The following is a 20,660-nucleotide window of genomic DNA, read 5'->3' as shown; positions in this document are numbered from 1 at the left end:
TAGGCCAGTTTTTTATCTTCTGACAGGTCAATCCTTTTGCCATTCACTTCCCGGTAAAAGCCGTTGTTCTGCAGCACGTCCTTCACCTGGCCAGAAGAATCGCTAAAAGCTCTTGTATAGGTAAAAAAGCCACCCTTTCTAAAAGCTGTATACTGCCTTTCTCGGAAGGTGAAGCGAACCCGGATTTTATCAAACAATTTGCCGCCGTGCGCTTTGATAGATAAGTCTACCACCTCCTGGGCTTTGCTGTTAGCCTTTTTAGAAACGGTTATTTTATCAACTCCCTCCTGGCACGAAAGAAGCGCGACGGCGGGTATTACAGCCAAAAAAAAATTACACCCTCGAAACCAATTATTTCTCATAAAATCAGCTAATCAAAGAAATACCTGTACCCAGTAGGCAGGCAAGAACGAGTTTCCTACTACCAACCTTTCGGACTGCTATTCCATCTTTGCTCATCTCTTGTACCCTTGTCATAACCTGGCTTTTGTTCCAGTACCACCAGGGTGTCCCCTTCAGCTGCCGCTGCATATGCTGCCCCAAGTTCCACAACTTGGCAATAGGAACCACGCCCCGCTTCGTTTTGCCCACGTTCTTACCCTCCTTGGTGAAGAGAAACGGGTAACAGGCGACGTAGGCCACTGACAAGGCGGTCAAGGCAAACCAAATCCACAGCAGGTACTCGGGAAACAGTGGTTCAGACATCTGGTGCTGCATGGGACGGGGAAGTAATGAAAAAAGACAGGAAGCAAGCAAGAGCGGAGCTTTAGCGCGGTGGCAGGCGCAGCTGGGCCTCCATGGTGGCGGTCAGCGGGTCGGCGTATACGCCATAGGCATTGACGAGTACGCCCCGTAGGTCGAGGCCGGGGGCACTGATGGCGTAAAGGATGGACTGGTCGGCCGGGTCGGAGGGCCCCTCAAACCGAAAAACGGCGTCCACCTTAAACTGCTCGGGCGCTAGCCGCAGGTCGCGGGCCACGCAGTACAGGCAGTCGGGCCGCAGGTTAAAGTCCTCAGCATAGCCCCGGCCGCGCAGCTGCTGCATGGTGGTGGAGAGCGTATCGGAAGGTTCCATAGAAGAGAAGTAAGGAATGAGTGCGCAAGAAACTGGACAGCTGATTACTGCGGCCAGATGATGCCTAGTTGCCAGCACTCGGCGTAATCGAGGACCATGTGCAGCAAAAATCCCACGCCCCACACGCGGGTAACCCGTGGGAAGAGCATCAGGACGTAGCCGCCCATGGCCCAGTAAGTATGCAGCGGGTGGAAGTTAATGCTGCAGCGGGCGGGGTCGAACATGGGCGTGGCCAGCACGTGGTCCACGTCCAGCAGCAGCGCCGCCGCCAAAATGAGCCAGGCCCGGCGCCAGCGCGGCCGGTAAAACAGCAGGGCCACGACACCGGGCACCAGCAAATGAAGAAGAATGTGCACCATAGGCAGCAAGTAATGAAAAGCAAAAGAGCGGCCCCACTGGAGCCGCTCTTGGAGAAGTGAATGAGCCGCAGACTAATACTTTTTGTTGGCCAGCAGAAAATCCTGGAGCATCTTGATTTCCATCTTCTGGTCTGTGATAATTTGCTGAGCAAGCGTCTTGGTGGCGTTTTCGCGGCCGTACTTGAGCAGGGCGTCGGAGTTCTCCACGGCGGCCTGGTGGTGGTCAATCATGAGTTGAGCGAAGTCGAAGTCCGGGTCACCGGTCAAGGGGCGCAAATCCACGGCTTTCATCATCTGCATCATGTTCATCATTTGCAGGGCGTTGAACTCGGGCACGGCCGGGGCGTGCGCCGGGTGGCCAGCCAGGAAGGCGTTGAACTGGGTAATTTCGGCCAGTTGCTTGTCGATAATCGACTGGGCCATGGCCTTCATCTCGGCGCTTTTACCGCTTTTGAGCTCCTCCTGGCTGTTTTTGATGGCTATCTGGTGGTGCATAATCATCATGGTGGAGTAGTCGTTGTCGGGGTCGCCGGTTTTGGGCATGGCTTCCATCATGGCCATGCCCTCGTGCATGTTGCGCATGTACACGCTTTCATCGTGGGCAATGACCATCAGGCCATCGGAATCGTCTTTGTTACAGGAAGTCAGCGCGCCAAAAGCCAGAAGGGAAGCGAGCAAGGGGAGTCGAAGGGTGCGTAGCATAGGGTAGGGTTTTGTAGTGAAGCAACAACATGTGTTGCGCTGACTAAACGGCATACTTCCTCCCCCGGTTCGTGCACTATTCCCCCTATTTAGTTGCAAAGTTTCCAGCCCTAACCCTACGCCAGGTTGTGGAGGCTCAGCCGGCCGGCGCTGCCGGGGCCCAGGGCCTGGAAGTCCGAAGGCGACAAGCCCGTCACCTGCCGGAACTGGTTGGTCAGGTGCGCCGCGCTGCTGTAGCCCAGCAGGCGGGCCACCTCGGCCACCTTAGCGTCTTGGTAGCTGAGCAGCTCCTTGGCACGCTCCACTCGCTGGCGGATGATATACTTCTCCAGCGTCAGGCCCTCGCGCAGCGAGAACTGGTGCGAGAGGTAGGCGTAGGACCGGCCCAGCCGCTCGCTGATGAAGTGGGAGTAGGTCTGATAGGGCTGCAACTCGGCCGGGGTGTAGTGGATGAGCTCCACCACCAGGGCCTTCACCTGCTCCACCAGTTGGTCGCGCGGGTCGTCGACGAGGGCGAAGCCGAACGCCTGCAAGGCGGTTTCCACCGCCGGCATATCCACCGGGCTGCCATCGGCCGTGTGCACGTTGGCGGCCCCCAGGGCCACATTATCCACCACCAGTCCGGCCTTTTCCAGCTCGCGCTGCACTACCCGCAGGCAACGGGGGCACACCATGTTGCGAATGGAGAGGCGGGTGGCCCCGGCCGCGGGGGCCGGCAAAACCGAGGTAGCAGATTGCAGCATCACACTTATTTAACGACCAGGCTCCCCCGCAGCATGTGCATGCCGCAGGTGAACTCAAAGGTACCGGCTTGCTTGGGCAAAAACTCAATGGCCGTGGTTTTAAACGGGGCCAGGTCCCGCCGGATGTTGAAGTCGGGCAGCAGCAGCTCTTCCGAGCAGGTGCTTTCCTCGTCGCGGTAGAAATTGAGCTGCACGGGCTTACCGTGCTCCACCTCAATAACGTTGGGCGAGTAGCCGCCCTTCACCAGGATGTCCACTTGCTGCACGCCCGCCGAGGAGGATACGGCCGCCGCCACCCGGTGCGGCGCCAGAAAGAAAAACCAGCCGACAAACGCCAGCAGGCCCACCCCAACCACAGTCACGATTATTTGAGAAGTATCCATGAGAACGAGAACAAAAGGGAGAGAAATAGCCCGGCGTTAGGCCTTGGCCTGATAGCCGCGCAAACGCAGCGAGTTGGTGAGCACCGACACCGAGCTCAGGGCCATGGCCGCCGCGGCAATCATAGGAGAAAGCAGCCACCCCGTGAACGGGTACAGCAGCCCGGCCGCGATGGGAATGCCCAGCGTATTGTAGATAAAGGCAAAAAACAGGTTCTGCTTGATGGTGCGCATGGTCTGGCGGGAGAGGTCGATGGCCGTGACCACGCCCTGCAAGTCCGAGCGCATCAGCGTGATGCCGGCCGCTTCCATGGCCACGTCGGTGCCGCCGCCCATGGCCAGGCCGATGTCGGCCTGCGCCAGAGCCGGCGCGTCGTTGATGCCGTCGCCCACCATGGCCACCACGCGGCCCTCGGCCTGCAGCTCTTTCACCTTGCTGGCCTTATCGGCCGGCAGCACTTCTGCGAAGTAGCGTTTAATACCCACCTGCTCGGCCACCTTGGCGGCCGTCTGCTGATTGTCGCCGGTCATCATCACCACTTCGATTCCGTCGGCCTGCAGGGCCTGAATGGCCGCCAGACTAGACTCGCGCACCGTGTCGGCCACCCCAATCAGGGCGGCTACGTGCCCGCCGATGGCGGCGTAGAGCACGGTTTTCGCCTGGCCCAGTAGTTGGGCCGCGGCTTGCTCGGTATCGTTGGAAAGCACCACGTTGTTTTCGCTGAGCAGGCGCCGATTGCCGAGCAGAATCACTTGTCCGTCGACGGTGGCGCCGGCGCCCCGGCCTTCGTAGGCCTGAAACGCGGTGGCCACTAGCGGCGCACTACCCTGGTTATCGGCGTAGCGCACCACGGCTTCGGCCAAAGGGTGCTCGCTCTGCCGCTCCACTGCCGCCAATATGGGCAGCAGGTGGGCGGGGGTGTCGCCGTTGGTGGGCACGAAGTCCGTCACGGCGGGCTCGCCACGGGTGATGGTGCCCGTTTTATCCAGCAGCACGGTGGTCACTTTCTCGGCTTTTTCCAGGGCTTCAGCGTTGCGAATCAACACACCGTACTCAGCCCCTTTGCCCGTGCCGACCATGATGGCCGTGGGCGTGGCCAGCCCAAGCGCGCAGGGGCAGGCAATGATGAGCACGGCCACGAAATTGACCAGCGCCAGCGGCACGCGGCTCGCTTCGGGGGCAAAGTCAAACCAGAGCACGAACGTGGCAATGGCAATCATGATGACCACGGGCACGAACACGGCGCTGACCTTGTCGGCCAGCTGCTGGATGGGGGCGCGGCTGCCCTGGGCTTCCTCGACCAGCTTCACAATCTGGGCCAGCATGGTTTCGGCGCCTACCTTGCTCACGCGGAAACGGAAGGAGCCGGTTTTGTTGAGGGTGGCGCCGAACACGTTGTCACCTTCCTTCTTCTCAACCGGCAGGCTCTCGCCGGTAAGCATGCTCTCGTCCACGGCCGAGCGGCCGGTGAGAATCAGGCCGTCGGTGGCCACCTTTTCGCCGGGGCGCACCACTACTTCGTCGCCCACCAGTACCTGCTCGATGGGGATGTCCAGCTCCTGGCCGTTGCGCACCACACGGGCTGTTTTGGCCTGCAAGCCCATCAGCGCCTTGATGGCGGCCGAGGTTTTGGACTTGGCCCGGCTTTCCAGCACCTTGCCGAGTAGAATCAGGGCAATGATGGTGGCCGTGGTATCGTAATAGACTTCGGGCATTATGCCGTGCCCCATGAACCAGTCAGGAATCAGCGTCGCGGCCAGGCTGTAGAGGAAAGCCGCGCCGGTGCCCACGGCAATCAGGGTGTCCATGCTGGCGGTGCGGTGCATAAACCCATTCCAAGCCGAAACGAAGAATTCGCGCCCGCTGTACAGCAGCACGGGCAGGGTCAGGGCCAAGAGTACGTAGTTGAGAATGGGCGTTGAAATACGGCTCATCATCGCGGGCCAAAGCATGAGCATGCTCAATACCATGACAATTACCGCCAAGACCACGGCCACCTGAAACCGGCGCTTCAGGTTCGCGTAAGCGGCCGCCTTGCGGGCGTCGAGCTCCTCGTCGGAGGCCAGCACGTTGGCGGCCACGGCGGGGTTGGCCTCGTGCACGCCGTACCCGGCCTGCTCCACGGCGGCTTTCAGGCCGGCGCGGTCAATCTGGCCCGGCAGGTATTCAATGGTGGCCTTTTCACTGGCCAGGTTTACCGTGGCGCTTTTGACGCCAGGCGTGCGGCTCAGGGCCTTCTCCACGAAGTTGGAACAGGAGGCGCAGGTCATGCCTTCGATGTTGAGGGTCGCCGTTTCGGTGCCGGCGGCCGGCGCCGGGGGCAGACCCACGGGCGCCGCCGGAGCTGGATGGTGAGGATGAATGGTTTCCATAAGTAGTAAGGTACAGGGCGAAGCAGCAAACCGCTGACGTCTTATCAACACCAACTAAACTCCTTTCGGTTGGCAATAGATGTGTAGAATTGAGCGTAGCGCTTGCAACATTCCTGGCCGAGGCCAACATTCTGCCACAGTTGTACATGATTAGGCCGCTGGGCTTGTAAGATTTCCAGAGCCGAAGGGTAGTGAGCAAATTGGGCAAGGGCTTGGCGGGTGGGCTCCAGGGCCGGTTACCGCCCTGAAACCCGCATTTTCAGTTTGGTAGAACATGGGCCGCTCAAGCTGTCTGGCCGCAGGAAGGAGGCAAGCGCGTTGCGGGCCTTTCAAACCTTTCGAATAATTTTGTCGTTGCTTCGTACCAATGTTCCGACTTAAGACCTATTCCCGACGCACGATGGCGGCCTCCTTGCTGGTGGTCTTCCTCAACGTGTTCTTTGGGCAGGTCGTCTGCGCGCTGGCCATGCCCACCACGCCGGCCGTCGGACAGCAGCACAAGCACCCGGCCGGTACGCCAGCGCACAAGCACGAGCACCAGGTGCCGCACTCCCACGGCAAAGAACACGGCGCTACCGCCAAGCACGAACACCAGCACGACGATAAGCAAACGCCGGGTTCGCACAAGCACGGCGCTAAAGGAGCCTGCTGCGAGGACGATGCCGCTGCCGTGTGGGCTTCGCTGGCGCACCCACCGAAAGCTGGCATCGAGAAGATAACGTTTATGCCGGTGGCGTTGCCCCCGGCCCCGCTGGCCCTGGTGGTCCGCTTTCAACAATGGGACCGCACGCGGCCCGTGCTGCTGGTGGCCCGCCGGCAGCTGAAACCCAAAATACCCGACATCCGCATTTTCATCCAGTCGCTGACTGTCTGATTGCTCCGACGCGCTAAGGCTTGCGCCGGCACAGCTATGCTGTGTCCGGGGCGGGCCTTTTCGTTTGCCCGTCGCGCCGCTTAAGCCGGCTATTTCTCCCCCCTAATCTTCCGGGTTTACCCTGCTCCGCAATGAAAGATTGTTGCGAACCGGCCGCCGGCCCGCCACCCCGCGGCCCGCTGCGCCGGCTGCTCACGGGTCTGCTCTACGCCGTGCTGGCGGCCGCCCTGGGCTTCGTGCTCTGGCAGCAGTGGCAGGCCTAACGCAGCTGCCGCCGGGGTCGCCGATGCTGGCGCCCCACCCCATTTTCTCACCCAACCCTCATTTTATGTTCCGCATACCCATTTCCCTGCTGGCCCTGGCCAGCCTGTTAACCGTGGCCAGCTGCTCGTCCGATTCCGCGTCGAGCAGCGCCACCAAAACCGTTACGACCCCTACGGATGGGCCGGCCGAAGGCACGGCCGACCACGCCAGCGGCCACACCTACGCCTGCCCCATGCACCCGGAGGTGACCAGCACCAAGGAAGGGGAGACGTGCCCCAAGTGCGGCATGAAGCTCGAACACAACGACCAAGTTGCCAATGGTAAGTCCTACGCCATGAAGTTTGAGCCGCAGCCCATGCAGCTCACGGCCGGCCAACCTTCGCAGCTGGCCTTCACGCCGCAGGAAGTTGGCAATGAGGCGGCGCCCGTCCCGCTGGCCGTGGTGCACGAGAAGAAAATTCACCTCATCATCGTGAGCAAAGACCTGGGCCAGTTCTACCACGAGCATCCCGAGTACACGGCCCAGGGCAACTACAAAGTCAACTACACTTTCCCCAAGGGTGGTGACTACGTGCTGTTTCAGGACTATACGCCCACGGGCTCGGGCCATCAGTTGGGCCGCCAGCCTATTTCGGTGAAGGGCCCGACCTATGCGCCGGTCAAGTTTAAGAACGACGACATGCAGTGGGAAAAGGACGGCTACTCGGCCACCCTGGCGTTCGACAAGCCGCTGAACACGGGCCAGCTGCTGGGCATGAAAATCACCATTAGCAAGGACGGCCAGCCTGTCACCGACCTCGACAACTACCTCGGCGCGCTGGGCCACGTGGTGGTTATCAGCGAGGACACGGAGCGCTACCTGCACGTGCACCCCAACGACCAGGCCGACAAAGGCCCCGCCATTGGCTTCAACACCAACTTCGAAGCCCCCGGCCTGTACCGCGTGTTCCTGCAGTTCAACCACGCCGGCAAAATTCACACCGGCGACTTTACCATTAATGTGAAAGGCCCGGCCGCCAGCTAGGCAGCCCGGTTCTCCGCGCTTTTCCCACTCGTTTTTCCTGCCCTAATCCCTCAAACTCATGAAAACCCAAGCCATTTTTTGCGCCCTGCTGTGTTCCGGCACCCTGTTGCTGAGCAGCTGCGACACCAAAACCACTACGGAAACCGCCGCCACCGAAACCGGCGCGGCCGGCGATATGACAGCTATGGACCATTCTGCCATGGGCAATGCCGCCACAGCCGGCACCTCGCCTCTGAACGCCTCAATGGATGAGATGATGGCCAAAATGGACGCCATGAAAATGAAGGGCAACACCGACCACGACTTTGCCCACATGATGCTCGAGCATCACAAAGGCGCGGTGGCCATGGCCGACATTCAGCTGCGCGACGGCAAAGACGCCACCATGCGCCAGATGGCCGAGAAAATCAAGGCCGACCAGCAGCAGGAAATCGGGGAGCTGGAAGCCGTGGCCACCCGCCTCGACAATGCCCCGACCAACTACCAGCCCCAGGACCCGAACGACCCGTTCACGGCCCAGATGAAGATGTCGATGACGACCATGATGACGAACACGCCCAAAACGGTGGCCAACCCGGATATGAACTTCAACATGCTGATGACCACCCATCACCAGAGCGCCATGGACATGGCCAAAGCCGAAGTGGCCCACGGCAAAGACAGCAAGCTCAAGGCCATGGCCGAGAAGATGATAGCCACCCAGCAGAAGGAAATTGACGCCTTCAAGACCTGGCACGCTAACAACGCCGACAAAATGTAGCCTTCCGTGCTACCTGCTTTTTTCTCGCAACTCACTTTCCCCTTCCCCATGAAGATTTATCAGATTCTGCTCGCCGCCGCCCTCGTGGCCACTGCTTCTTTCTCGGCCCAGGCCCAGCACAGCCACAAGCCCGGCGCCGCCGCCCACGGCCATAAAGCGGCCGGCGAAACCCACGCCCACCAGTCGCCCCACGGCGGCGTGGTGCGCACGGCTGGCGCCTACCACCTGGAGCTGGTGCAGCAGGCCGGCGAAGTACACGTGTACCTGCTCGACGCCAACGAAGCCACCATGGCCCCCACGGGCACCACCGGCTCGGTGATGCTGCTGACCACGGCCGGCAAAACCAGCACTGCCGCCTTCAAGCTCACCGGCGACCACCTTGTGGCGCAGGTTCCAGCGGGCACCACCGTGCGCACGGCCATTGTCAGCCTCAAAGCCCAGGGCAAGTCGCTGTCGGCCCGGTTCGAAAAGCTTGACGCAGCGGCTAAAACCGGCAAAGCCGTGAGCGCCGCCTACCAGTGCCCCATGCAGTGCGAAGGCAGCGCCAGCGACAAGCCGGGCGCGTGCCCGAAGTGCGGCATGGCCCTGGTCAAAAAAGCCTAGGCGGAGCCTGTTTTTCGGACGCAGTGCGTCCGGGCCTTTCTCCGTCTTGGGCCGTCTGCTGCTGCAACGGTGGGCGGCCCTATGACTGGCCTTAACCTGACTATATGAAGTATTTGAAAATGAAACATGCGGCGAGCCGGCTGCTGCTGCTGACCCTGGTACTCCTGGGTCTGGGCCCGGCGGCGGTGCGCGCGCAAACCGTCGTGCGCCTAGACAGCGCCGAGGCCCAGACCCTGCGCCGGCACCCGCGGCTGCGCCAGTCCGACCGCGAAATCGAGGAGCAGCGGGCCCTCAAGCGCGGCTCGTTCGCGCCGGCCAACCCGGACTTTCTGTTCTCGGCGCCCACGGGCGAGATGTGGGCCCCGGGCGTGGTGCAAACCATCGACCTGCCCAACGTGTACCGCCAGCAGTCTAAAGTGGCGCAAGCCGGCATCACCCTGGCCGAGCGCAACCGCGACGTGAGCCGGGCTAGCGTGCTGCGCGACACCCGCCTGGCCTACCTAGCGCTGCAGTTTGCCGAGGCCCAGGTGCGGCAGCTCACCTACCAGGACAGCCTGTTCCGGGTGCTGCGCCTGGCCACCGAGCGCTTGTTCACGGCCGGCGAAGTCACCTCGCTGCAGCGCATCAGCACCGACGCCGAAGCCCGGCAGGTGAGTGTGCAGCTGCAGCAGGCCACCGCCGACCGGCAGGCCGCCCAGCGCCGCCTGGGGTTGCTGCTGGGGCGGCCCAACGAAGCCCTGGCCACCAGCACCGACCTGGGCCGCACCGGCACGGAGCTGGCCCAAACCGGCACCGCGCTACTCGCGGGCCTGCCCGCCGAAGACAGCACGGCCCTGGTGCGCAGCCCCACGCTGGCCGCCGCCGCCCAGAATGTGGCGCTCAGCCAGTCGGGCATCAGTTTGGTGCGGGCCCGCCGCACGCCGGCACTGACGGTGGGCTATCAGAACCAAGCGTTTGAGAATTCCGCTTTGAAGTACCGCTTTCAGTTCGGCGTGTCGGTACCCATCTGGTTCTGGACCTACCGCTCCCAGCTGCAGGCAGCCACCGCCCGCTCCCAGGCAGCCGGCTACCAGCTGCAAGCCCAACGGCTGGAACTCAGCTCGCAGTACCAGCAGGCGCTGGCTGACACGCGCAAGTTCTCGGCCTCGCTGGGCTACTACGAGCAGACCGGCGTGCCGCAGTCGCGGGCCATCATCAGCCAGTCGCAGCGCCTGTTCCGGGCCGGGGAAGTGAGCTACCTGCAACTCATCCTGAGTTTGAACCAGGCCTTTGCCATCCAGAATACCTACCTGACCACCATCCGCGACTACCGCCAAGCTTTGGTCGAGCTTAACTACCTGCGGGGCGAATAACCGTCAACCATCATGAAACAACTCCTGATTTTGCTGCTGGGCCTGCTGCTAAGCGGCACGGCCTACGCCCACGGGGGCGAAGACCACGGCGACGGGCCCAAATCGGGCACCGCGGCCGGCGCGACGTCGTTTTCAGTGGCCGCGCTCTCGGAACAGTTCGAGGCGCTGCTGCGCTACGAGCCCCTGGAAGGAGGCAAGCCCGCCGACTTGCGCTTGTTCCTGTCGGACTACGCCACCAACGCCCCCGTTAAGGGCGCCAGGCTCACGCTCACCACCCCGGAAGATGCCAACTTAAAGTGGGCGGTGACCGAGCAGGAGCCGGGCGTGTACCTCGTGGAAGGCCAGTTTCCGGCCAACAAGGCCTACAGCTTTGCCCTCAACGTCGTGGCCGGCGAGACGGCCGACTTGCTGCTGCTTGAAGGCATCAAGGTCGGGGAGAAGCTGCCCGTGGCGGCCACTGCCCCCGCCGCGGCCCCGTCGCTGTTTTCGTCCTGGAAAACCATTCTGGCCCTGGCCGGGGCCTTTGTGCTGGGTATCGGCCTCACGGCCCTGCTTCTGCGCCGCCGGCGCCAGCCCCCGGAGCCCGTGCTGCAAACCTCGGAGCAGGCGTTGACCGCCAGCCGCCGCACCCCCTTCCCTTAATGCTCCCCCGATATGAAAACCAAGCATAAATTCCTGGCGGCCACGGCCGCCGCGGGACTGGTCCTGACGGTGCTGCTCCCTCCCCCGGGCCTGGTGCAGGCGCACGGCGGCGAAGACCACGGCGGCGAGGCCAAGGCCAGCACCGGCGTGGCCCTCACCGACGAGGTGCTGCTGCCCAAAGAAAGCCAGTTCCTGTTCGAGGTACGCACCAACCTGGCCGCCTTCTCCACTACCTACAGCCGGGCCACGCTCTACGGCACGGTATCGGCGGCCGCCGGGGGCGAAGGCCGCGTGGTGGTGCCCCAGACGGGCCGCATCGTGAGCCTGTCCGCGCAGGTGGGCAAGGCCGTGCGCGCCGGGCAGACCCTGGCCGTGATTGAGCAGACGCTCGATGCCACCCAGCAAATTGGCCTCAGCACCGAGCGGGCCAATGCCCAGGCTGAGCTGCGCGCCGCCCAGCAGGACTACGCCCGCCTGCAGAGTATTGCCGACATCGCCGCTCGCAAGGACGTGGTGGCTGCCGAGCTGCGCCTGCGCCAGGCCCGCCAGAACGCCGGCATCCAGAACGGGCAGGCCGGCCAGCGCCGCGTCAGTATCACCTCGCCGGTTAGCGGCACGGTGGACGTGTTTAACCTGGCCGTGGGCCAGCAGGTCAACCAGGGCGACGAGCTGTTCCGCGTCATCAACCCCGGCAAGCTGCGCGTGGAGGCCCAGGTGTTTGCCCAGGACTTGGCCAAAGTCACGCCCGGTGCCCGGTTCCGGGTGGAGGGCCTGCAGGGCCAGGCCGGCGTACCCGCCAGTCTCGTGGTGTTCAGCAATGTGGTGAACCCCGTGAACCAGGCCCGGCAGCTGGTGCTGGAGCTCGATGCCCAGGAGGGCAGCGCCTACCGCGCCGGCCAAGCCGTGAACGTGCAGGTGGTGGGCCAGACCGGCGGCGGTACGCCGCAGCTGGTAGTGCCCACTTCGGCCATCACCGACCTCAACGGCAAGCCCGTGGTGTTCGTGCATACCGAGCCCGAGCGCTTCAAGATTCGCTACGTGCAGCCCGGCGCCGTCAACGGCCAACAGACCGTGCTGGTGCAGGGCCAGGTCAACGAAAACGACCGGGTGGTCACCGCCGGCACCTACCAGCTCAAATCCATTTACCTCAATCAATAGGTCCCGTTACGCGGTGACTGCTTTCTCCCTCCCCATGAAAAACCTCTTTGCTCTCGCGGTAATGACCGCCCTGCTTCCCCTCGCCGCTGCAACGGCGCAGGCCCAAACGGCCCCGGCCGCCAGCTCCGCCGCCGACGAAACCGCCGTGAAAGCGGTGCTCACCAAATACCAGCAAGCCGTGCAAAAGCTCGACACCGCGGGCACCGCCCGCCTGTTCACGGCCAACTCCCAGGTGTTCGAGTCGGGTGGGGTGGAAGGCACCTACCGGCACTACGCCGAGCACCATCTGGGCCCGGAGCTCAAGGAGTTCAGTGCCTTCACCTTCAGCGACTACAAAGCGGCGGTGCAGGTCGACGGTCCCTATGCTTTTGCAACGGAAACCTACACCTACACCATCAACTTGAAAAAGGACCCTAAGGATAAAGAGGCCAAGGCGCCCATCGTCCGCCGCGGGGTGGCTACCTCGGTGCTGCGCAAAAACGCCGCCGGGCAGTGGCAAATCATGAGCACTCACTCCTCGGCCCGCACCCCCCGCGTCAAAAAATAAGCTGTTCGGCGGGCCTGGGCTCCTACCTAGGATGCTGCCGATTCTGGGAGGGGAGAGGCCACCCGGCCGCTCTCGTCTCTTCCTCTTTGCGTAACCACCGATGCTAGACAAGATAATTCGCTTTGCCCTGCAGAACCGCCTGCTCATGTTGGCCTTTGCCGTGGGCCTCATCATTGCCGGCACCTACACGGCGAACCAGCTGCCCGTGGACGTGCTGCCCGACCTGGACCGCCCCCGCGTGACCGTGTTCCTGGAAGCGCCCGGCATGGCCCCCGAAGAAGTGGAGGCCCTGGTAACCCTGCCCGTGGAAACGGCCCTGAACGGGGCCACCGGCGTGTCGGCGGTGCGCTCCAACTCAGCCATCGGGCTGGGCATGGTGTTCGTGGAGTTCGACTACGGCACCGATATTTTCACGGCCCGCCAGATTGTGAGCGAAAAGCTGCAAACCACCGGCGAGCAGCTGCCGCAGGGCATCACGCCGGTGCTGGGCCCTATTTCGTCGGTTATGGGCCAGATAATGCTGGTGGGGCTCTCGGGCGGCAAGGAAACCAACGCCGCCGATTTGCGCACACTGGCCAACTACACCGTGCGCCAGCGCCTGCTCAGCATTCCGGGCATTGCCCAGGTCATTCCCATCGGCGGCGACAACCTGCAGTACCAGGTGCTGCTGGACATGCCGCGCCTGAACGCCACCGGCCTGACCGTGAACCAGGTGGAAGAGGCCTTGCGCCAGTCCAACCTGAATACCACCGGCAACTTCTTCGACCGCAACGGCTCGGAGGTGCTCATCCGCAACCTGGGCCGGTTGCGCTCGGTCGAAGACATTGAAAACATCGTGGTGGGCTACCGCGCGCAGTCGCCCGTGCGGGTGGCCGACGTGGCCAACGTGAAGTTCGGGGCCCGCTTCAAGCGCGGCGACGGCAGCGTGAACGGCCAGCCCGCCGTGATTCTGAGCATCGAGAAGCAGCCCGGGGCCGCGACCGTGGGCCTGACCGAAGCGGTGGAAAAAGCCCTGGTGGAGCTCAAGCCCTCCTTGCCCCAGGACGTGCGGGTAAACACGCGCCTGTTCAAGCAGTCGGAGTTCATTGAATCCTCGATTTCCAACGTGGAGGAAGCCCTGCGCGACGGCGCCATTCTGGTCGTCATCGTGCTGTTTGCCTTCCTGCTGAACGTGCGCACCACCTTCATTTCGCTGGTGGCCATTCCGCTGTCCTTGCTGGTCACGGCGCTGGTGTTTCGGGCGGCGGGCATCAGCATCAACACCATGACGCTGGGCGGCCTGGCCATTGCCATTGGCGAGCTGGTGGACGACGCCATCGTGGACGTGGAAAACGTGTACCGACGCCTGCGCGAGAACAAGCAAAAGGCCAACCCGCAGCCGGTGCTGAAAGTCATCTATGCCGCTTCTTCCGAGGTGCGCAACTCCATCGTGTACGCCACCATCATCGTGGTGCTGGTGTTTTTGCCGCTGTTCGCGCTGGAAGGCATGGAGGGCCGCATTTTCGCGCCGCTCGGCATTGCCTACATCACCAGCATCGTGGCCTCGCTCTTCGTTTCGCTCACCGTGACGCCGGTGCTGTGCTATTATTTGCTGCCCAAGATGAAGCAGATGGACCACCCCGAAACCGATGGCGGGCTGGTGCGCTGGCTCAAGAAAAAGGACACCCGCCTGCTGGGCTGGGGCCTGCAGCATCCCAAAGCCATCCTTGGGGTGACCGGGGCGCTGTTCGTGGCGGCGATGGCGTTGATTCCGTTCTTCGGCACCGAGTTTCTGCCGCCCTTCAACGAAGGCTCGCTCACGGTCAACTTCTCAGCCCCGGCGGGTACTTCGCTCACTGAATCCAACCGGCTGGGCACGCTGGGCGAGCAGCAGATGCTCAAGATTCCGGAGGTGGCTTTCACGGCCCGCCGCACCGGCCGCGCCGAGCTCGACGAGCACGCCGAGTCGGTGAACAACTCGGAAATCGAGGTGGCTTTTAAAACGGAAGAAGAGCTGGAAAAGGAAGGTAAGACCATGCGCAGCCGCGACGAAATTCTGGCCGACATGAGGGAGAAGCTGAGTTTGATAACGGGCGTGAACGTGAATATCGGCCAGCCCATTTCCCACCGCCTCGACCACCTGCTGAGCGGCGTGCGGGCCCAAGTGGCCATTAAGGTGTTCGGCAACGACCTGCTGGAGCTGCGCCGCTACGCCAACGAAGTGCGCGCCGCCGCCGGCACCGTGCCCGGCGTGGTGGATTTGCAGGTAGAGAAGCAGGTGCAGATTCCGCAGCTGCTCATCCGGCCCAAAGACGACGCCCTGCGCGCCTACGGCATGGCCCGCGGCGAAGTGGTGCGCGACCTGGAAACGCTGTTCCAAGGCGCGGTGGTGTCGCAGATGCTCGACGGCCAGAAGCGCTTCGACCTGGTGGTGAAGCTGCCGGAGCAGCAACGCAACGACATTGCGGCAATTGGTCAGACGCGCATTGAAACCCCCAGTGGCGCCCTGATTCCGGTCAGCCAAGTCGCGGACATCGTTTATGAACCGGGGCCCAACACCGTCAACCATGAGAACACGCAACGGCGCATCACCATTTCCCTGAACGTAGCCGAACGGGATTTGGGCTCCACGGTGAAGGAGATACAAGCTAAAGTAAATGCGCAGGTGAAGCTTCCTCCTGGGTATTACCTCACCTACGGTGGGCAGTTCGAGAGCCAGCAGTCGGCTTCGCAGAAGATTTTGTGGCTGAGTTTGTTTTCGCTGGCCGGCATCTTCCTGGTGCTGTTCTCACACTTCAAGTCCTCGCTGATGGTGGGCCAGATTATGCTCAACATCCCGCTGGCTCTTATCGGCTCGGTGGTGGCCGTGCTGCTCACGGGCGGCACGTTCAGCATTGCCTCGCTCGTGGGTTTTATCACGCTCACCGGCATTGCCTCGCGCAACGGCATCATGATGATTTCGCACTACATCCACCTGGTGGAGCACGAGGGCGAGAAATTCGGCTTGTCCATGATTATTCGCGGCTCGCTGGAGCGGCTGGTGCCGGTGCTGATGACGGCCCTGGTGGCCGCGCTGGCCCTGGTGCCGCTCACGCTGGCCAAGGACGCGCCGGGCAAGGAAATTCTCTACCCGGTGGCTACCGTGATTCTGGGCGGCCTGCTCAGCTCCACCTTCCTCGACATCATCGTCACGCCCGTGGTGTTCTGGCTGGTGGGGGATAAGGCGCTGGCCCAATACTTCGCCGCGCACCGCGAAACAGGCCTCGATGAGCACCCGCAGGAGCTGGACACGCAGCCGCTGACGCCGCCCGCCGACCAGGACGCTTTATCGCCAGCCTTGTAACCGCCGACCCATGGCCTCCACGCTCCTTTTTATCCGGCACATGGTCTGCGTCAAGTGCATCCTAGTGGTGCGCGAGCAGCTCGTGGAGCTGGGCCTGGTGCCGCTCCGGGTGGAGCTGGGGGAGGTGGAGCTGCGGGACGACGCGGCTACCATCGACTGGCCCCGGCTGCGGCAGTGCCTGGAAGCGGAAGGCTTTGAGCTGCTGGACCAGCTTTCGCCGCAGCAGCGGCTGGTGGCCCAAATCAAGGAAATCATTGCCCACTTGCTGGCCACCGAGCCGGCGGCGCTGCGCAGCGGGCACTTTTCGCGGCAGCTCAGCGAGCGGCTGCAGCGGCGTTTTGCCTACCTGAGTGACGTGTTTTCCGCCATTGAGGGCCGGAGCCTGGAGCACTACGTCATCCGGCAGCGCGTGGAAGCGGCCCAACGCCTGCTGCGCGAGGGAACCCTGCCCGTGGGCCGCGTGGCGCGGGAGCTGGGCTATAGCAATTTGGGGCACTTGTCGCGGCAATTCCAGCGCGAAACGGGCACTTCGCCCAGCGAGTACCGGCAGCAGTGCCTGGCCACACCGGTGAGTCAACTGAGCGGCGAGCAATAGCATGCTTTTGACAAATCGCATGAATTATGCAGGAAAATGCTGGCAATCGTGCATAACGAGGTCGGCTTTTAGGAGTAAACCAGTTGACACCATCATCCACCTAACCTTTCACGCCATGCATAGCCAAAATCAAAGCCTCCTCGCCGCGCTCTACGCCTGCGTTAACTCCTGTGAACACTGCGCCACCGCCTGCCTCAATGAGGAGGACGTAAAAATGATGGCCCGCTGTATTCAGCTCGACCGCGACTGCGCCGATATATGCGCCCTCACGGCCCGCTTCGTGGCCCGCGGCTCGGAGCACGCCCAGCACCTGCTGAAAGAATGCGCCGAAACATGCAAGGCCTGCGGCGACGAGTGCGAAAAGCACGGCGCCCACATGGAGCACTGCCGCGAGTGTGCTGAGGCGTGCCGCCGCTGTGAGCAGGCCTGCCGCCAGGGCATCACTGCTTAACCAACTTTTTCTGAATAGCCCGGTAAAGCCTGACCCGCCAAGGTCAGGCTTTGCTAGTGGCAGGCAGCCCTAGCGCCCCACCCAACCTGAGTGCATGGTATCCCCTTCCTGCCCCTGGCACGAGTTTGAGTATTCGCCGGCCCAGTTCTGCGAAGAATCGCTCTGCGGCTGGGTGCGGCAGCCCGGCAACACTGTTTCCAACCTGGGCTTCCTGGTAGTGGCTTACCTGATATTTCGGCACGCCCGAAAGCACGACGCGCGCCACCTGCTTCCCTTGGCGTACATCTCCATTGCCACAGGGCTGGGTTCCGCCTTTTTCCACGCCTCGGAAACGTGGGTGGGGGGCATTGCCGACTTCGCGACCATTTACCTGGGCTCGGCGTTCATGTTTGCCATGAACGTGCGGCGGCTCACCCAGTGGCGCAAGCCTGTCATTGTTGGGATATATTGGCTGTTCTTTCTGGCGTTCTTCGGCTTGCTGTTCTGGGAGCGAGATTTGGCCCGTACCTCGTACGCGCTGCAAAGCGTGCTGTGCTGCATCGTGCTGGAAGCGGTGCTCTTTTTTCGGCAATCCTACCGGCCGCCGTATGGTTGGTTTTGGGCATTCTGGGGGGCTTTTTTGCTCGGCTACGGCCTCTGGCTGCTCGACGTGAAGCACCTCGTCTGCGACCCTGGCCTTGGTTAAAAGTTTGGTACAAAGGTTAAACGGCGAGCTGAAAATAGGCCTCCACTTGACCATGAATACTGCCTCTACATACAATGAGTGGGCTTTTATAGGGTCTTCCAGAGAAGTCGAACTCGCCCTGAAGTTTGCGCGATAGCTAACTTTTCAGCGAGTCGTCCCCTTGTTCACTCCGGAGTGAACTGGTTGTCGTTGGCCCTGCGGTAGGCAAACTCGCTGAGTGGGCCAAACAGGTCAATAAGGTGGGGCCAGCAACATACGGTAGTGGTTCCACTTGCTGGCCCCCTTTCTACCGGCACTACCGCCCCCGATTGGTGGGGGCCAGTAAGGCACAGTGGCTGTTGCAGAACTCTGGGTCATCCGCTGTCTTTCCATTTTCTGGCCAGCGTTTGGACCCGCCGTCCTTGGTTTAGTGCTGGAAAAAGCAAGGGATAAGGTGGTGAAGGGGGCCTGGGCAGCGCGAGCGCGAGTCCTAGTTGCTGTTGAGGTCGGTACTTGAGTAGCTTTTTGAGATTGTAGGCCATGGCGGCTAGCAACATCGTCTTGTGAGCACTAGCGCGGCCGCGCGTGTTGACCTGGCGCAGTCCGTAGTGTTGAAGTAAGCTGCCAAACACGGGTTCCACCGTGCTCTGACGCACCAGCCGCATGCGCTGCCCTTGCCGGCTCCGTTGCCGGGCGAGTGCGCGGCGGTAGTGCGGGTCGTAGGCCGTGCGCGTGATCTTGCGTTTGTTGGTTTTTGGGGCACAAATAGCCTTGCGGGGGCAGAGCCGGCAGTCCCGCGTGGAAGCGCGGTAGGTCTTGGAGAGGGCGCCGTCCAGACTCGTTTCAAAACTTTTGAAGGGGAGCCGTTTACCCGCCGCACAGGTAAAGCGGTCGGCTTCGGCATCGTAGGCAAACCCCTCTACGGCGGGCTTGTATTGGCCGAACACGGGAATCCAGGGCGTGATCCCGCGTTGTTCGAGCAGGGCATAGTTTACTCCATTCGAGTAGTTAGTGTCGGCTACCAGCTCCTGCAGGGGCAAGCCATGGGTGAGCAAGCGCTGGTGCAAGTGCGTGACCAGGCCAGGCAAGTGGACACTGTCGCGGGAGTCAGCAAAATCGGCCTGCACGTGGCTGATTACCCCGTGGCCCGTATCGACGGCCAGGCTGCAGAGGTAGTTGAGGGCCCGAACTTTGCCCAGCTTGACGGAAATGCGCGCGTCCGGATCCGTGGGGCTATAGTGGGTTTTATTGCTCACCAGGCGGGCGCGGGGGCGCCGCGCGCCGAAGTGTCCTGTCCCGTGGTGGGCTTGGCGGGTAGCCACGCGGCGCAACACGTGTGCCGGGGTGTCTAAAACGGCTGCCGGTGGCGGAGATGGTGCCTCTGACGCGGGCTCTCCCGCTAGCTGCATCCGCGGGATAAACGTCTCAAGTGGCTGCTTTTCACAGAGCCGATAGAGGGAGGCATTGGCTTTAACGGGGGCCGAGTCCACGGCCTGCGTGTCGCCGGCGACCAGGCCCTGGGCCACGCATTGGGCAAAGACGTGGTCGAACAGCTGTTCGAAGACTGCCACCGGGTATAGCTGTCGGGTACGGCTAATCGTCGAGTGCCAAGGCAGCTCTTCGTCCACCTCGTAGCCGAGGAAGTACAGAATATCGAGGCGTAGGGCGCAGTGCTCGACGAGGCGGCGGTCACTGACCAGGTTTTCCAGCCGGCCCACGAGCACGAGCTTGAAGAACACGACCGGATCGAGCGAGGGCTGGCCGGTGTGGCTGTAGAGCGCCCGTGTCTGCTCATAGAGAAACGACCAATCCACTACCTCCGCCAGTCGGCGGTAGAAATTGTGCGCGGGAACGCGCTGGGAGAGGCGAAAGTGGGTGACCTCTTTGTCGGAAAACTGCTTCTGGCCTTGCATCATCTTATTACGAAGCACAGCCCCTAGTAGGTCACGCGTTCTGCAACAGCCACCACACCTTTCTGGCTCCTCCCTCCGCGCTATAGGGCACGTTGACACGCCCACCGAGTAGCCGCTCGTTTAACCTTTGTACCAAACTTTTAACCAAGGCCGACCCTGCCAACCACTGGGTGTCGGGTCATGCCCTCTGGCACTGGTTCGACGCGCTGGCCCTGTACTGCGTGTACCGCTTCTACACCGGCATCCCCCTGCTACGCTTTTCCCAGCAGCCCTCGGTCACCGGAACAGACGCATAGAGTTGCTTCACCAGCTCGCTTTTCTCTGAAATTCTGGAAAGCATTCTCCTGTAATTACTCGTTTTACTTTCTCGCTTTTAATGCTTATTCCCATGAAAAACGCAATAAAACTTCTGTCCCTTGTGGTGCTCAGTGGCGTGTTCTCCCTAGCACAAGCCCAGACCACCCCTGTCAAGAGCAAGCCGATGGCAAAAAAGGCCCAGCAGGGCAAGATGGCCATGGACGGCTGCACGATGATGGACGGCAAGATGATGATGATGAAGGGCGGCAAGATGATGCCGATGACCAAAAACATGACCATGAAAGATGGTACCATGTGCATGACCGACGGCACCTGCAGGATGAAGGATGGCACCACCATGATGATGAAAGACGGCCAGTGCATGATGATGGACGGCGAGATGACGACCATGGACAAGATGAATAAAGGCAAGATGATGAAAGGCGGAAAAATGAACCACATGAAGATGTAGTTCCCGCTGCCAAGCTGCCAGAGGAAGCTTTGACTCATTCGTTTCTCTCCCTAATTGATTTCTAATGACGAGTATATGCCAAGCTCTCTG

Annotated in this window: 23 protein-coding genes and 1 pseudogene; 15 read left to right on the top strand and 9 right to left on the bottom strand. The window is 61.9% G+C overall.

What is annotated here, in order from left to right; all coding sequences use genetic code 11:
• From BLW21_RS21315 to BLW21_RS18575, 8 genes and pseudogenes are all read right to left on the bottom strand, one after another.
• Positions 1 to 326 (bottom strand): annotated as a pseudogene (locus BLW21_RS21315) (DUF6503 family protein); the annotation flags it as partial.
• Between the two features lie 40 nt (positions 327 to 366).
• Entirely contained in the window at positions 367 to 717 is a 351-nt protein-coding gene (locus BLW21_RS18605; protein WP_092743226.1) for a hypothetical protein, read from the bottom strand.
• Between the two features lie 49 nt (positions 718 to 766).
• Complete coding sequence (locus BLW21_RS18600) at positions 767 to 1,075, bottom strand: hypothetical protein (RefSeq protein ID WP_092743224.1); 309 nt, start codon at positions 1,073 to 1,075, stop codon at positions 767 to 769.
• Between the two features lie 44 nt (positions 1,076 to 1,119).
• Complete coding sequence (locus BLW21_RS18595; RefSeq protein WP_092743222.1) at positions 1,120 to 1,434, bottom strand: DUF6122 family protein; 315 nt, start codon at positions 1,432 to 1,434, stop codon at positions 1,120 to 1,122.
• A 72-nt stretch (positions 1,435 to 1,506) separates the two neighbouring features.
• Positions 1,507 to 2,112 (bottom strand): DUF305 domain-containing protein, encoded by a 606-nt coding sequence (locus tag BLW21_RS18590; RefSeq protein ID WP_245711961.1) that lies wholly within the window; start codon positions 2,110 to 2,112, stop codon positions 1,507 to 1,509.
• Between the two features lie 140 nt (positions 2,113 to 2,252).
• Positions 2,253 to 2,879, bottom strand: coding sequence for a helix-turn-helix domain-containing protein (locus tag BLW21_RS18585; protein ID WP_092743218.1), 627 nt, complete (start codon positions 2,877 to 2,879; stop codon positions 2,253 to 2,255).
• 5 nt (positions 2,880 to 2,884) lie between these two features.
• A complete protein-coding gene (locus BLW21_RS18580; RefSeq protein ID WP_092743216.1) occupies positions 2,885 to 3,262 on the bottom strand; it encodes a cupredoxin domain-containing protein in 378 nt (125 codons plus the stop codon).
• A gap of 36 nt (positions 3,263 to 3,298) precedes the next feature.
• Positions 3,299 to 5,632 (bottom strand): heavy metal translocating P-type ATPase, encoded by a 2,334-nt coding sequence (locus tag BLW21_RS18575; RefSeq protein ID WP_092743214.1) that lies wholly within the window; start codon positions 5,630 to 5,632, stop codon positions 3,299 to 3,301.
• A gap of 367 nt (positions 5,633 to 5,999) precedes the next feature.
• Here BLW21_RS18575 and BLW21_RS18570 point away from each other — a divergent pair, with 367 nt between their 5' ends.
• From BLW21_RS18570 to BLW21_RS18515, 13 genes are all read left to right on the top strand, one after another.
• On the top strand, positions 6,000 to 6,506 hold the full coding sequence (locus tag BLW21_RS18570; protein ID WP_139255311.1) for a hypothetical protein: 507 nt from the start codon (positions 6,000 to 6,002) through the stop codon (positions 6,504 to 6,506).
• Between the two features lie 131 nt (positions 6,507 to 6,637).
• Entirely contained in the window at positions 6,638 to 6,769 is a 132-nt protein-coding gene (locus tag BLW21_RS22010) for a hypothetical protein (RefSeq protein ID WP_262490459.1), read from the top strand.
• Between the two features lie 65 nt (positions 6,770 to 6,834).
• Positions 6,835 to 7,794: a heavy metal-binding domain-containing protein gene (locus BLW21_RS18565; RefSeq protein ID WP_092743210.1), complete on the top strand. Its 960-nt coding sequence runs from the start codon at positions 6,835 to 6,837 to the stop codon at positions 7,792 to 7,794.
• A gap of 58 nt (positions 7,795 to 7,852) precedes the next feature.
• Positions 7,853 to 8,554, top strand: coding sequence for a DUF305 domain-containing protein (locus BLW21_RS18560; protein ID WP_092743208.1), 702 nt, complete (start codon positions 7,853 to 7,855; stop codon positions 8,552 to 8,554).
• Positions 8,555 to 8,602: 48 nt separating this feature from the next.
• Positions 8,603 to 9,157, top strand: coding sequence for a heavy metal-binding domain-containing protein (locus tag BLW21_RS18555; protein WP_092743206.1), 555 nt, complete (start codon positions 8,603 to 8,605; stop codon positions 9,155 to 9,157).
• Between the two features lie 104 nt (positions 9,158 to 9,261).
• Complete coding sequence (locus BLW21_RS18550; RefSeq protein ID WP_092743204.1) at positions 9,262 to 10,509, top strand: TolC family protein; 1,248 nt, start codon at positions 9,262 to 9,264, stop codon at positions 10,507 to 10,509.
• Positions 10,510 to 10,521: 12 nt separating this feature from the next.
• Entirely contained in the window at positions 10,522 to 11,151 is a 630-nt protein-coding gene (locus BLW21_RS18545; protein ID WP_092743202.1) for a hypothetical protein, read from the top strand.
• A gap of 12 nt (positions 11,152 to 11,163) precedes the next feature.
• Entirely contained in the window at positions 11,164 to 12,309 is a 1,146-nt protein-coding gene (locus BLW21_RS18540) for an efflux RND transporter periplasmic adaptor subunit (protein WP_092743200.1), read from the top strand.
• A 61-nt stretch (positions 12,310 to 12,370) separates the two neighbouring features.
• Positions 12,371 to 12,856 carry a YybH family protein gene (locus tag BLW21_RS18535; RefSeq protein ID WP_217633891.1) on the top strand — a complete coding sequence of 162 codons (486 nt, stop codon included), beginning with the start codon at positions 12,371 to 12,373 and terminating at the stop codon, positions 12,854 to 12,856.
• Positions 12,857 to 12,956: 100 nt separating this feature from the next.
• The gene (locus BLW21_RS18530; RefSeq protein WP_092743196.1) at positions 12,957 to 16,178 is read left to right on the top strand and encodes an efflux RND transporter permease subunit; all 3,222 of its coding nucleotides are present in this window, start codon (positions 12,957 to 12,959) and stop codon (positions 16,176 to 16,178) included.
• 10 nt (positions 16,179 to 16,188) lie between these two features.
• The gene (locus BLW21_RS18525; protein ID WP_092743194.1) at positions 16,189 to 16,773 is read left to right on the top strand and encodes an AraC family transcriptional regulator; all 585 of its coding nucleotides are present in this window, start codon (positions 16,189 to 16,191) and stop codon (positions 16,771 to 16,773) included.
• Between the two features lie 115 nt (positions 16,774 to 16,888).
• Positions 16,889 to 17,224, top strand: coding sequence for a four-helix bundle copper-binding protein (locus tag BLW21_RS18520; RefSeq protein WP_092743230.1), 336 nt, complete (start codon positions 16,889 to 16,891; stop codon positions 17,222 to 17,224).
• 94 nt (positions 17,225 to 17,318) lie between these two features.
• Positions 17,319 to 17,909, top strand: a complete 591-nt coding sequence (locus tag BLW21_RS18515) for a ceramidase domain-containing protein (protein ID WP_092743192.1) — start codon at positions 17,319 to 17,321, stop codon at positions 17,907 to 17,909.
• Positions 17,910 to 18,262: 353 nt separating this feature from the next.
• On the opposite strand, the gene BLW21_RS18510 is transcribed toward BLW21_RS18515, so the two are convergent.
• Complete coding sequence (locus BLW21_RS18510) at positions 18,263 to 19,819, bottom strand: IS1182 family transposase (protein ID WP_139255310.1); 1,557 nt, start codon at positions 19,817 to 19,819, stop codon at positions 18,263 to 18,265.
• 152 nt (positions 19,820 to 19,971) lie between these two features.
• On the opposite strand from BLW21_RS18510, the gene BLW21_RS22005 reads away from it, so the two are divergent.
• Positions 19,972 to 20,097, top strand: coding sequence for a hypothetical protein (locus BLW21_RS22005; protein WP_262490458.1), 126 nt, complete (start codon positions 19,972 to 19,974; stop codon positions 20,095 to 20,097).
• Positions 20,098 to 20,189: 92 nt separating this feature from the next.
• Complete coding sequence (locus BLW21_RS18505; RefSeq protein ID WP_092743228.1) at positions 20,190 to 20,570, top strand: DUF6799 domain-containing protein; 381 nt, start codon at positions 20,190 to 20,192, stop codon at positions 20,568 to 20,570.
• The last annotated feature ends 90 nt before the right edge of the window (positions 20,571 to 20,660 follow it).

Source organism: Hymenobacter psychrophilus, assembly GCF_900107135.1.
GTDB lineage: Bacteria > Bacteroidota > Bacteroidia > Cytophagales > Hymenobacteraceae > Hymenobacter > Hymenobacter psychrophilus.
Note: the sequence above shows the minus strand (reverse complement) of the source record. Positions and strands in the feature narration are given on the sequence as shown.